The 13,526-nt window shown below is 38.3% G+C and carries 10 protein-coding genes; 6 read left to right on the plus strand and 4 right to left on the minus strand.

Annotated elements, in window-relative coordinates; all coding sequences use genetic code 11:
* Positions 1–210 precede the first annotated feature (210 nt).
* From KVT27_RS12380 to KVT27_RS12395, 4 genes are all read left to right on the plus strand, one after another.
* Entirely contained in the window at positions 211–3,336 is a 3,126-nt protein-coding gene (locus tag KVT27_RS12380) for a DNA translocase FtsK (RefSeq protein ID WP_036149454.1), read from the plus strand.
* Positions 3,337–3,565: 229 nt separating this feature from the next.
* Positions 3,566–4,879 (plus strand): UDP-N-acetylmuramate--L-alanine ligase, encoded by a 1,314-nt coding sequence (gene murC / locus KVT27_RS12385; protein WP_036149452.1) that lies wholly within the window; start codon positions 3,566–3,568, stop codon positions 4,877–4,879.
* Positions 4,880–4,987: 108 nt separating this feature from the next.
* Entirely contained in the window at positions 4,988–5,485 is a 498-nt protein-coding gene (locus KVT27_RS12390) for a DUF948 domain-containing protein (protein WP_036119636.1), read from the plus strand.
* Between the two features lie 137 nt (positions 5,486–5,622).
* A complete protein-coding gene (locus tag KVT27_RS12395) occupies positions 5,623–6,114 on the plus strand; it encodes a YtxH domain-containing protein (RefSeq protein WP_217581415.1) in 492 nt (163 codons plus the stop codon).
* 53 nt (positions 6,115–6,167) lie between these two features.
* Here the strand turns inward: KVT27_RS12395 and pilM are convergent, their stop codons facing one another.
* Positions 6,168–8,321: a pilus assembly protein PilM gene (gene pilM, locus KVT27_RS12400; RefSeq protein ID WP_036149450.1), complete on the minus strand. Its 2,154-nt coding sequence runs from the start codon at positions 8,319–8,321 to the stop codon at positions 6,168–6,170.
* A 174-nt stretch (positions 8,322–8,495) separates the two neighbouring features.
* On the opposite strand from pilM, the gene KVT27_RS12405 reads away from it, so the two are divergent.
* A complete protein-coding gene (locus KVT27_RS12405) occupies positions 8,496–9,581 on the plus strand; it encodes a bifunctional 3-deoxy-7-phosphoheptulonate synthase/chorismate mutase (protein ID WP_008176746.1) in 1,086 nt (361 codons plus the stop codon).
* A 174-nt stretch (positions 9,582–9,755) separates the two neighbouring features.
* Positions 9,756–10,760 carry a catabolite control protein A gene (gene ccpA / locus KVT27_RS12410; protein ID WP_217581416.1) on the plus strand — a complete coding sequence of 335 codons (1,005 nt, stop codon included), beginning with the start codon at positions 9,756–9,758 and terminating at the stop codon, positions 10,758–10,760.
* A 119-nt stretch (positions 10,761–10,879) separates the two neighbouring features.
* On the opposite strand, the gene KVT27_RS12415 is transcribed toward ccpA, so the two are convergent.
* Genes KVT27_RS12415 through KVT27_RS12425 form a run of 3 tightly spaced genes read right to left on the minus strand, consistent with a single transcriptional unit; the run spans position 10,880 to position 13,344 of the window.
* On the minus strand, positions 10,880–12,040 hold the full coding sequence (locus KVT27_RS12415; protein ID WP_036149449.1) for an acetoin utilization protein AcuC: 1,161 nt from the start codon (positions 12,038–12,040) through the stop codon (positions 10,880–10,882).
* Positions 12,040–12,687, minus strand: coding sequence for an acetoin utilization AcuB family protein (locus KVT27_RS12420; protein WP_036119624.1), 648 nt, complete (start codon positions 12,685–12,687; stop codon positions 12,040–12,042). Before KVT27_RS12420 ends, KVT27_RS12415 begins: the two co-directional genes overlap by 1 nt.
* Before the next feature lie 24 nt (positions 12,688–12,711).
* The gene (locus KVT27_RS12425) at positions 12,712–13,344 is read right to left on the minus strand and encodes a GNAT family N-acetyltransferase (RefSeq protein WP_008176754.1); all 633 of its coding nucleotides are present in this window, start codon (positions 13,342–13,344) and stop codon (positions 12,712–12,714) included.
* Positions 13,345–13,526: the final 182 nt, after the last annotated feature.

Here is a 13,526-nt window from a genome sequence, read left to right on the forward strand (position 1 = left end):
ATATTATCCAATGTATCAAGGTGAAATTCCCTAAATCGTTATGTTACTAATATGCTAGTAACATAACGATTTTTTTGTGTAGAATGAGCCTCTAAATGCAAGTTTCGCGAGCGTTTTTATGGTATGCTTTTGATATAGACATTGAGCTATTGATTTGAGCAATACTAGACAATGCTATAAATGAAGTGTAAGAGAAATGAGTGAAACGAAGTGAACTGGTTTAAAAAACAAATAAATAAAATTTTAAATAAAGATGAATATGAATACGAGTATGAAGAATTTTATGAGGACTACGGAGAGGAACAAGCAGAACAGTTACATACTCAGCAAGAGGCGCCGATGACTAAGCAAAAAACTTTCCGTTTCCCATTGATTGACGATGATGAGGAAGGCGTTGTATCACAAGCACCACCAAAAGAAATGTTCAATCAGATAGAAAATGATGATTATTATGGGAAAATCGAGGATTTATCCTTACCCAAGCATTTAAATCAACATATCGTTGATTCAAGCGTTTATGATGTAGATGTATCAGGGATTCGAGATTTATTGGCGAATCGTTCAAAACGCACTGGTAGAAAAACAACTGTGAAAAGTCAACCAATCGAACAAGAACAACGTTCAAGAGCGAGTTTAGTTTTTCGAGATGCACAAGATCGTGAAGAGTCAATTATACCTAAGACAACATCTGCGCCAAAAGATAAACCACAGTGGCAAGAACAAAAAGTTCAAAAAGTAGATAGCGATTTTCTTGAAAATCGGAAACGCTTTATCCCAACAGATGTACCTTCACCGGTTTATGGATTTGCGAAACCAAGTCCTATCAATGAATTATTGGATAAAAGAAAAGAAGAACATGAGCTACAAGAAACGGCTAGGACAACCTCTGATATATTGACAATTCATCAGCCATTAAAAGAAGCGACAACAAATGAGGCTAATGAAAATATACTAGAAGAAAAAGAGCCGCCTAGTACTGGTCATCATGTTGAAATTGAACATGAATTCCATGAACCTATTACATTTGATGCTAATGTGTTGGAAGAAGAAAAGGGTATACAGGACAGTGCGCCAACAGATATCGTGGTGCCACCAACCACACCTTTTGCCATGGCATTTGAAGATCAAGTGAAGGAAGCTGCTATACAAGATCAAACCTTACAGCAGCTTTCTGCAGATCAGTCTGAGATTCATGTGAAAGAATTGATTGTGGAACAAGTTCAAATTGAAAATTCTACCATCCATATTGGAGAGGTAACTGTCGTACAGCCTTCGAGTAATGAAGAGGACTATAAGATGGATATGGAAGAAAAATCATCTGATGCTATGCCAAAGGAAGAAAAAAGTCGTATTCCATTCAATGTCCTCATGTTAAAAACAGATAAAGAAAAATGGCGGATTCAACAGCAAATGAAAATGGCGCAGCCTATTCGTGTGGAAAGTAATCTGGAAGCAGTAGAAGATGTGCTGTTGGATGTGACGGAAGCTAAAGAAGAGGAACAATCCCTGCCTTCGGAGAGCATAGATACAGATGCTATACATCTAGTTGAACCACAGCTAGAGGAAGAAAGCGATTCACAATCTGCTTTATTCAGTCAAATTCAAGGAGATGTTGAATACAATCGGCACGAAGATGAAAGACAAGATCTCATTACTGAAGCCCAATCAGAAAATCCAGTAGCGGTTATTACAATGGCTCCTGTAACAACTATGACTCGTGTATCCTCGAATGAAGAAGCAGAGATTACAAGTATTAGTGATGATGAAGTTGCTGCAACAACAGAGCTAGAATCAGAGATCATTTCAGTAACTGAAGTTCTTCCTAAAATTATAGAGAATTCTCCAGTAAAACCTATGGAAAATCTAGAACAGGTTTTAGAAGCTGAACAGGAGCTACCAGTTGAGGAAAAAGCAATACCTGTGCACGTTTATCAAAAGCCAACTGACGAATATTTAGAGCTACCTGAGGAAAAAACACAGGATACAGATTGGATGGAGCAGCAAGGGGATACATTGGTGGAAGCACTTTCTTATTTCCAGGTTTCTGCCCAAATCGAATCGATTATGCAGGGACCTGCAGTTACTCAATTCGAAATTACTGTGAGTCATGGTACGAAGGTAAGCAAAATCAGAAATTTAGCAGATGATTTAAAGCTTGCTTTAGCAGCAAAGGATATTCGTATTCAAGCACCGATCCCTGGGAAAAGTTCGATTGGTATTGAGATTCCAAACCGAGTATCAAGAGCTGTACGATTATCAGAAGTGACGAATAGTGCATCCTTCCTTGAATCAGATTCGCCGTTAGAGGCAGCATTAGGTCTTGATCTAACAGGTAAGCCTGTGACACTAGATTTACGAAAAATGCCTCATGGTTTAATTGCTGGTGCGACAGGCTCAGGTAAATCCGTTTGTATCAATTCTATTTTGGTTAGTTTATTATATAAAGCTGCACCACATGAGTTAAAACTAATGTTGATTGATCCTAAAATGGTGGAACTGGCACCATTTAACCATATCCCGCACTTAGTTAGCCCTGTGATCACAGATGTGAAGGCTGCAACGGCAGCTCTTAAATGGGCAGTGGAGGAAATGGAACGTCGATATCAACTGTTTGCGCATGCAGGGGCAAGGGATATTACGCGCTATAATGCAATAGCAGATAAAAATAATGAACATAGTTTAAAATTGCCATATATTTTAATTGTTATTGATGAGTTAGCCGATTTAATGATGATGTCTCCAGCAGATGTAGAGGAGGCAATTTGCCGTATTGCTCAAAAGGCACGTGCATGTGGAATCCATTTAATAGTTGCAACACAAAGACCATCTGTAGACGTTATAACAGGATTAATTAAATCCAATATTCCTACACGTATTGCCTTTGCAGTATCTTCACAAATTGATTCTCGTACAATTTTGGATGGGCAGGGGGCAGAAAGGTTACTTGGACGAGGCGATATGCTATATTTAGGTAACGGTATGTCAGCGCCAGTACGTCTCCAAGGTACATTTGTTACAGATGATGAAATTGAAGCGATCATCGAGCATGTTCGTGAACAAGGAGAGCCTGATTATATTTTTGATCAAGAGGAGCTATTGAAGAAAACAGAGGTATCCGCAGAACAGGATGATTTGTTTGAAGATGTTTGCCGTTTTGTTTTTGAACAAGGTGGAGCTTCTACTTCATTGATTCAACGAAAGTATCATATTGGCTATAATCGTGCTGCTCGTTTAATTGATATGTTGGAATCACATGGCTTTATCTCAGAGGCAAGGGGTAGTAAGCCGCGTGAAAGTTTCATTACGGAAGAAGATTTAATTACTATGTTTGAATAAGAATTGCCTTGTTTTCGTCTACATTATCTAATTTACGTCAAAATTAGTTTTTTTAGAAAAGTTACACATCTATCCTTATGCATAAAAAGTGCTATAATAGACAAGATGTGTTGAATAGTACGTATTTTTTAATACTTGTGAAGGTATTAATACCTAATCAATCGTGAAATAATACGTTACACCTAATAGATGATAGATGGGATATTGAAATTCCCGGGGGGTTTAATTAATGACAGTTTTTCATTTCACAGGCATTAAAGGTTCTGGCATGAGTTCACTTGCACAAATCTTATTTGATGCTGGTGAACAAGTACAGGGCTCAGATGTCGATAAATATTTCTTCACGGAGCAGCCGTTACGTGAACGTAATATTCCAATTTTTACATTTAATGCAGATAATATTAAAGAAGGCATGACTGTAATTGCAGGTAATGCTTTTCCTGATGATCATCCAGAATTAATTCGTGCCCGAGAAATCGGCGTAGAGATTATTCGTTACCATAAATTTTTAGGAGAATATATTGGTAACTATATATCCATTGCCATAACAGGTGCACACGGTAAAACTTCAACTACAGGTTTAATGGCACATGTGGTAGGTGGTTATAAACCAACATCGTATTTAATTGGTGATGGTACTGGTGCTGGTCATGCGAATGCTGACTTCTTTGTGATGGAAGCGTGTGAATACCGCCGACACTTTTTAGCATATAATCCTGACTATGCAGTGATGACAAATATTGATTTTGATCACCCAGACTACTTTGCCAATATAGATGATGTCTATTCTGCTTTTCAATCATTAGCTTTACAAGTAAAGAAAGCTATTATTGCATGTGGCGATGATGAACAGCTTCAACGTATCCAAGCAAAAGTTCCGGTTGTTTATTATGGATTTGGATCTGAGAATGATTTCGAGGCTCGTAATGTTGAAAAAACGACAGAAGGTACAAAATTCGATGTTTTTGTTCGTAATGAATTTTATAGCACTTTCTTCATTCCATTATTTGGGGATCACGCCATTTTAAATACATTAGCGGTCATTACTCTATGCGAATATGAAGGAATTTCACCGGATATTATTCAGGATCGTTTGTACACGTATAAAGGTGTAAAAAGACGTTTTACTGAAACAGATATAGGGGATAATGTATTAATAGATGACTATGCCCATCATCCAACGGAAATTCGTGCTACCATTCAATCAGCGCGACAAAAGTTCCCAGATCGTGAACTAGTTGCTATATTCCAACCACATACATTTACACGTACACAAGCTTTTTTACAAGATTTCGCAGATAGTCTAAGCCTTGCAGATACAGCCTATTTATGTGATATTTTTGGCTCTGCAAGAGAAACGCAAGGCGCACTTTCTATTCAAGATTTGGCGTCATTAATCGAGGGCAGTGCAGTGATTACCACTGAAGGAATTGATATACTAACAAAACATCAAGGCGCAGTATTCTTATTTATGGGTGCTGGAGATGTTCATAAATTCCAAGATGCTTTTGAAGCCGTGCTTAAAAACGATGAAACAGCTTAGTCCGTAGGGGTTAAGCTGTTTTTTTAAAATTTGAGCAGGAATTCCGTTTTTTTTGTCGAAGATAGGGAAAGTAATAGTAAAGAGAATTTACTAGCAGGAGGTCAACTTATGGAAGTGATTTTGTATATTGCAGCCATTATCGCTGCAATCGGGTTTTTAATTTTATGTGTGAGTGTAGGAATGACATTATTCTCGCTCAAGTCCATCTTAAGCAGTTTATCTGGTACTTTATCAGGTATTGAAGGCCAAATGGAAGGGGTCACACGAGAAACAACTTCTTTATTATCCAAAACAAATAGCTTAGCAGAGGATATTCAACATAAATCTGAACAGTTAAATTCAGTGGTTCAAGCTGTTAAAGGTATTGGTGAGTCTGTTAATGGTTTAAATAATTCTGTACAGCAAATTACTTCTTCTGTTTCTAAAAGTGTAGAACAAAATGAGGAAAAAATTGCGCAAGTTGTACAGTGGAGCAATGTTGCAATGGGCATTGCTGATAAATGGAAAAAGCGCAAAATCATAGAGCAAGAAACTGTATCTGAGGATGTGTATGGCTTTGAAACGGTTCAAGTAGAAAAGCCGAAAAGAAAATGGGGTCGTAAATAGTAAAAATTATTCAGTAAGTACATGATACGGTCTGAATAAAAATAAAGTCTTGGACATAAGTTGAACATGCATCTGTAAAAAGTAGATGGACAACCTGTCTAGACAAATTTGATAATATGATGGGGAGGAATTGTTGCATGACAACTCAAAAGCCAAATTTTAATGAAGTAAAGGAAAAACAGCTTGAAAGTTCATTGCCTCAGCTTTATCATTCGCAAGATTCGATTTATGAAGAGGAGCGTGTAAACATGAAAGATTTTGTGATTGGCGCATTAGTAGGTGGAATTGTAGGTGCTGCAGCAGGTCTACTGTTGGCTCCAAAATCAGGAAAAGATTTACGTAGTGAAGTGGCTGTACAAGCAGTTCATTTAAAAGATAAGAGTGCAGACTTCTCGACAACTGCAAAAGATAAAACAGTTCAACTTTCTAAACAAATTCAAGAACAATCTACACAATTAGTGGAGAAAGTAAAAACTTTAAAAACAGCAAAGGCTCCTACAGTTTTTGATGATGGAACGGTTTCCTTTGAGGGTGAAGAACCACTTGAGGAGTTTATTCCTAACGAAGAAGTAAAAGCAGAAGAGAAAAAAGACGAAGCAAAAGACTCAAATGAAGAAGTACGTGCATAATGCATAACGAAAAGGGATACGTTACATGATCATCGTGTAACGTATCCCTTTTTTTATACGATAGGGGTTTCAGCTAATAGTATTTCAAGTCGATCGCCACCGAAAATCTCCATATCAAAACTTGCAGGCTGGCCGTTTCTTAAAATCGTAAAATTTCCTTTGAATGTGCTTGGGAGTTGCCAATTAGAAAAGCGAAATACATCTTGATAAATCCAACGACTGCGATCCTTCTCTGTAAATAATACAGTGGCTCCATTGGGCACAGTTGAAAGAGGAGCTACTATCATTTGATTGACCAGTGCTTCATGTACTGTTTTGGAAAGCTCCACTACTTCATTTTGGAAATGAATGATGATTTTATCTTCCAGTAAAAGATTCATTTGGTCTGCAATGCGCTGAACAGTTGGCAATGATTGCTGCTGAAAGTTAATCATGTCACCATCTTGCACAGCATAGCTCAATTTAGTAGTTTTCCCATTAATCGTTAATTGGGAAGAAAACTCAGGTAAAAATAAAGGCTGTCCATCGACATGTATTGTATAAGACTCAAATTGCTTCAATAAATGCCAGTTGTTTGTGACTTTAAAAATTTCCTCAATGGTTTCAGCTATCTCAAAAACGACACTATCACGATCATTCAAAACTGTATCCAGCGATGCGGGTGAGTGATTGACTGAAATTTTCGGCTCAATGACATATTTTGTATTTTGAATAGTTATGGTCTTGATTGCAGCATGATCAATAAGATCTCTCACCGTTACTGTCGCTGGCTGTCCATCTTGTCCCTCCACTAGCTGAATGGCATCGCCTGTTTTAATTAGTGTTTTCGTTGATGCTTGTTGTCCGTTGACTAATATTTCAGCTGGCTGTCCATGACCACCAGGAATGAAGATATCTTGTCCGTTAACACTAATAGATAAGCCGTGGCCAGGTTTTCCATACAATTGTTTAGCGCGGATATTAGCCGCTAAAAAAGCATCTGCAACTGTCATTTCTTTTAGCTCAAAAAGACGAACCACCTGATTATTTACCGTTAAACTCATATATTGGATAGGCATTTTTTTCGCTGCTATGGCAATACCGATTGGCGTAACTAACTCTGGCGATGCTTTGATATGCTCTTCTTTTGTCAGGTTTTGAATAGCATCAATGCCTCGAACAGCTATACGGTTTGCTGGTAAATCAAGGACTAGTCCAAGTTCTGTTGTTAAGTTAGGTGTTAAGCTACCTCCGCCAACAAGCATAACAGCCTTTGGAGCCACACGGTTATTGAGTCGTAAAATTTCTTCTCCAATGGACTTTGCAAGCTGCTTGACAGCAGGTTCAATTGCTAATAAAACTTCAGCTTTTGGGTAATACTGATCAAAACCAAGAATATCTTGAATTAATATTTCTTCTGCCGTTTGAAGCTGACGTTTCGCTATTTCAGCAACAGGAAAGTCTAGTAAATAATGATCACTTAAAGCCTCTGTTATTTCATCGCCTGCTGTTGGAACCATACCATAGGCTACAACAGTACTTTTATCGGTAATGGCAATATCAGAAGTACCCGCGCCTATATCGACAAGAGCCACATTTAAACGACGCATCGTGGAAGGGATAAGGACATTAATAGCTGCAATAGGTTCTAATGTCAAAGCTTCCATTTCTAAATCAGCTCGTTTTAAAGCGGCAATTAGTGATTCGACTACAACACGAGGTAGGAACGTAGCGATGACTTCGATTTGTGCCTCGTCTCCTTGTTGATCTAAGAGGCTGCCAATTTCTTCACCATCCAAGCGATAGTAGAGGACTGAGTAGCCTACGCAGTAATAGTGGCTTATTTTGGCATCTTCTTTATGTTGTAAAAGTTGCTGTTGGGCTTGTTGAACTGCTTGGAGCTCTAAGCGACTTATATCTTCTTCTGTAAAAATAGGACGATTACGTATATTGATCGTCACGCTAGCTTGTTCAGTTTTCAAGGATCGGCCCGCTGCTGCAACACTTACTTTCGTCAGGGGACCGTGTTTCTCTTCAAGTTCATATTTTATTGTATTAATTAATTCTGCCACATACATGACATTATGTATTTGACCATCCACCATGGCACGTTCTTTATGCTCTTTCACTACAATATCTTCTACATGATAATGGTCATTTTCTTCTTGAAGAATAATTCCGACCACTGAGCGTGTACCAATATCAAGTGCAAATAATTTAGAACTCAATGTAATCGCTTCCTTTCGCGTTATATCTCAATTTTAATTTAGCGAGTTGAAGCGCTAAATTAAAAATGCGTGACATTCTGAACAACATTGATTATAATATTGCTATTATCTAAAAATGTAACATACATTTCAGAGTTCTGAAAGTGTCTGTCATGAGGAGAGGAGCAAGAAAGCATGAGCCAAAAAGATTTAGAAAGCTTACGTAGTCAAATCGACGGATTAAACTTAGAAATTCTTCGTCTTATTAACGAACGTGCAGCTGTAGTTGATGAAATCGGTAAAATTAAAGAAAAACAAGGTGTAAATCGCTATGACCCACTGCGTGAAAGACACATGCTTGATCTTATTAAAGAACACAACCAAGGTCCATTAAACCAAATGACGGTAGATTATATATTTAAACAAATCTTTAAAACAGCTTTAAAACAACTTGAAGCTGATAAGAAGAAAGAATTACTTGTATCTCGTAAGAAGAAATCCGAAGATACAGTCATTAATATTAATGGTGAATTAATTGGACAAGGGAAGCCATCTTTCGTATTTGGTCCTTGTGCCGTTGAATCTTATGAGCAAGTAGCTGCAGTAGCGGCTTCTATTAAGGCAAAAGGTGAAAAGCTAATCCGTGGTGGTGCTTATAAGCCACGTACTTCTCCATACGACTTCCAAGGTCTTGGATTAGAAGGCTTAAAAATCTTAAAACGTGTGTCTGAGGAATATGGTTTAGGCGTTATTACTGAAATTGTGACGCCAGGTCATTTAGAGGAAGCATTAGATTATATTGATGTGATTCAAATCGGTGCACGAAATATGCAAAACTTTGAATTATTAAAAGCAGCAGGTGCAACTAATAAACCTGTCCTACTAAAACGAGGCTTAGCTGCAACGATTGATGAGTTCATCCATGCAGCGGAATACATTATGTCTAAAGGAAATGAAAATATCATCCTTTGTGAGCGTGGTATTCGTACTTATGAAAAAGCAACTCGTAATACATTAGATATTTCTGCCGTACCAGTGTTAAAACAAGAAACGCATTTGCCAGTATTCGTAGATGTTACACACTCAACAGGACGTCGTGATTTATTGTTACCATGTGCCAAAGCAGCCATTGCAATCGGTGCTGATGGTGTTATGGCAGAAGTGCATCCAGATCCATCTGTAGCACTTTCTGATTCACAACAACAAATGGACATCCCAACATTCGACGCATTCTATGAAACACTACAAAAATTCATGAAAAATCATGAAATCCATGCTTAATTGTTAACAGCTAACACCGCTTGCTTACTTTGGCAGGCGGTGTTTGTTATATCGTGACAAAATAATGTCTAGAATAGGACTATTAGTACTTGGTTTTTACGTAGTTCTTCTTGAAAATAATATGAAAATTATCGTATGATAAGGCTATAATAGGAAAAAAGGGAGGCACGTACGATGACTGTTACAATTTATGATGTTGCAAGAGAAGCAAATGTTTCTATGGCAACGGTCTCTCGTGTAGTCAATGGTAATCAAAACGTAAAACCAGCAACACGAAAAAAAGTACTAGAAGTAATTGAACGATTAGAATACCGTCCAAACGCAGTAGCGCGTGGATTAGCAAGTAAGAAAACAACAACAGTTGGCGTGATTATCCCAGATATTGCAAACAATGTTTATGCAGAGCTGGCTCGTGGTGTAGAGGATATAGCCACAATGTACCGTTATAATATTATTTTAGCCAACTCAGATCAACATGAAGATAAAGAGTTACAGTTACTTGATACTATGCTTGGCAAACAAGTAGATGGTATTGTGATGATGAGTGATGAAGTAACAGAAAGGATGCAACAAACAATGGATCATTCACCGGTCCCAATTGTATTAGCAGGCTCTGTAGATGAATCGCAAACAATAGCTACTGTCAATATTGACTATTTCCAAGCGGCCTATGAAGCGATATCTTTACTGATTCAAAATGGTCATACACGCATTGGTTTCGTAACGGGCCCACTTTCGTATACAATTAACGGAAAATTCAAGCTAGCAGCCTATAAGAAAGCATTACAGGATGCTGGCTTGCCAATAGATGAAGCATTAATTGCTGCTGAAGAATCTAGCTATGACATGGGCTTAGAAGCTTGGGAGATTTTATCAGCGCTTGAACAACCACCTACAGCCTATTTTGCGGGCAGTGATGAATTGGCAATTGGTTTAATTCATGGTGCACAAGACGCCGGTAAAAATGTTCCAGAGGATATCGAAGTGATTAGCTTTGAGAATTCTAAGCTAGCACGAATGGTTCGTCCACAACTAACAAGTGTTGCATTACCACTGTACGACATTGGTGCTGTTGCTATGCGCCTACTTACTAAATTGATGAGTAAGGAACCGGTCGAGGATGAGGCGGTAATTTTACCCCATCGTATTGAACATCGACAATCCGTCAAAAGTAAATAACATATAGGAACACGTAAATCTTATCGAGGATTTGCGTGTTTTTTATTTAAAATGGAGCGCAGGGGGATGTAGCTTTAAACCAATGAAAAAAACCCCACGAAAATTCGTGAGGAAAGGTGTTAATCTCGTTTTTCATTGCGAATAAGGTGTAATGCTTTTGCTAACATTTGAGCATTTTTTTCTTCTATTTCTGTCTTACGTGGAATGGGCTCATATAAAGGATTCGGGTCCTCCCAAGTTGGAATAAAAGGAACGGGAGCTTCAGATTGCCATCGGTCAAGCCATGCCTGTGGAAGAGGTCCTGTTGGTAACGCCTGGTCAGTCATTTCTAACCAGAGCATGGACCAAGCACGTGGAACAACTCGCCATATATCATAGCCACCTCCACCCACCGCAATCCACTTACCATCGCAATATTCATGGGCTAATTGGTGTGCGAGCTTTGGAATTTCACGATATATATTCATAGTGCCATGAAGATGTGTCAAAGGATCAAAATAATGGGCATCTGCTCCATTTTGTGTGAGCACAACATCTGGCTTGAAATATTCGAAAACCTCTCGCATAGATCGTTCATAGATTTCTAGGAAACTTTCATCCTCTGTAAAAGCATCCATAGGGAAATTAAAGGATGTACCATACCCTTGTCCGTTGCCTCGCTCAGTAATATTGCCTGTTCCAGGAAATAAGTAGCGCCCTGTTTCGTGAATAGACAATGTACAAACATTCGGGTCCTCATAAAAGCTCCATTGTACACCGTCTCCATGATGTGCGTCTGTATCGACATATAGTACACGGGCATTATATTTTTCCTGTAAGTATCGAATCGCAACCGTACTATCATTGTAAATACAAAATCCTGATGCGCGACCACGAAAACCGTGGTGTAGCCCTCCTCCAAGATTGAGGGCATGCTCAGCTTTACCTTCCATTACATAATCAACGGCCGTTAACGTTCCACCGACTAATTGGGCACTTGCTTCATGCATATTTTCAAAAATCGGTGTGTCTTCTGTACCGATACCATAGCTTTCACATTGGGCTACCGATAGTTCTCCATGTCCTGCCCTCTTCACGATATCAATATACTTAGGATCATGGGCAAGCAGTAGCTCCTCTTCTGTTGCAACACGTGCTGGAATAATATCTACATCATCGAGTGCATCTATATTTTTTAGTAAATCCATCGTTAGCGTCAAGCGTTTATGATTAAAAGGATGTGTATCTGAAAATTTATATCCGAGTTGTTCTGGCGAGTAAACGAATACAGCCTTTTTCATTATAACGAAACACCTGGTAAATTAGGCCATAGCACATCAAAGCCTTCTTTGCGAAGGTCGTTAATCATAGCTAAAGGATTCAGTGTTTTTACTCGGACACTTAAAATTTTATTTTGCGTATTTTCAGAATCAGGATACACTAAGACGCTTTGGACATTGGCATGATGATGATGAAATATCTTTGTTATTTCAAATAAAACACCTGGCGTGTCAGCTACTCGAATTTCAATTTTTGAGCCAGGTTCCGTAGCACCGGTTAGCTCTATATATGTATAGAGTAAATCCGTTGTAGTAACTATTCCTACTAATTTTTCTCCAGAGACAATAGGTAAACAACCTACTTTAGATTCATAGAAGGTAAGAGCGACCTCTTCAACAAAATCAAGTGGATGACCAACAAGTGGATCCTTAACCATTATTTCTTCTACTTTTGCTTGAAAAACAGGAGAATTAGGTTCATCTTGTAAAGATGATGGCAAAACTTCTTTAATGTCCCGTTCTGTAATCACCCCTAGAACGTGACGTTCCTCATCTATAACTGGTAAATGGCGAACTTTTTTGTCACGCATTAGCTTTAGTGCCTCCAACACGGTATTGGTAGGAGCTAATGTGTAAGGTTCCTCATTCATAATTTCTTCTACGATCATATACGTATCCCCTTTGCATTGGTTTTAATACATGAAACGATTTCTAAAACGAAGCCTATCGAATCTTTCAATTGTTTCAGGAGGCACGCGTTTACCTTCGCGCGCCATTAAACAATTTGCTGGGTGTGATGTAATTTCTGGATCATCCGTAGCAAAATATTCGAATCCAACAGAGCTCATCATCTTCTCCATCATTTTGCGATAGTCCCAAACATTTAAGCCAGTCCCCTTTAAATCCCAATGCCAATAATATTCGGTAGTTATCACCAGATAATCCTCCATTTCATCGCCCATAAATGAAACGGCTAGTAATGCTTTTCCTGAACCGGTTCCCCGATAGTCGGGAATCACTTCAATGGCACCTAATTCAATCATGTCATCAATTCGGTCCTCTGCCCACCGTTCAAGTGGATCAGGATAGAGATAGGTCACATAGCCTACAACGATATCTTCGTTTCGAATAATAACGATACGCCCTTCAGGAAGCCCTGCAATTTCAATAATAGCTTGTTGTTGCTGTTTTGGAGGTCTAAAGGCAACCAAGCCCTCATGGAAAGAATATGTAGCTAATTTTTCTGGAGGAACAGGTCCTTCCACATACACAGTACCATGCTTAGTTTCCCTTTTGACAGAAAAAAAAGTTTTTTTATGTTCCATAATGCCACCACCTGAGTTTAATAATTCCATTATAGCTGATTTCATGCGTAAAAACGCTTATTTTTGCAAAATATACCTGTATTTTTGGAAAAGTGAAAATATTAAGACAATCTCCTTAAATTCGTGTAAAATATAATATATTGCTTCTGTTATTTAACAGATAAAAGTAGTGTAATTAATAA

Source organism: Lysinibacillus sp. GbtcB16, from assembly GCF_019091145.1.
GTDB classification, from domain to species: domain Bacteria; phylum Bacillota; class Bacilli; order Bacillales_A; family Planococcaceae; genus Lysinibacillus; species Lysinibacillus fusiformis.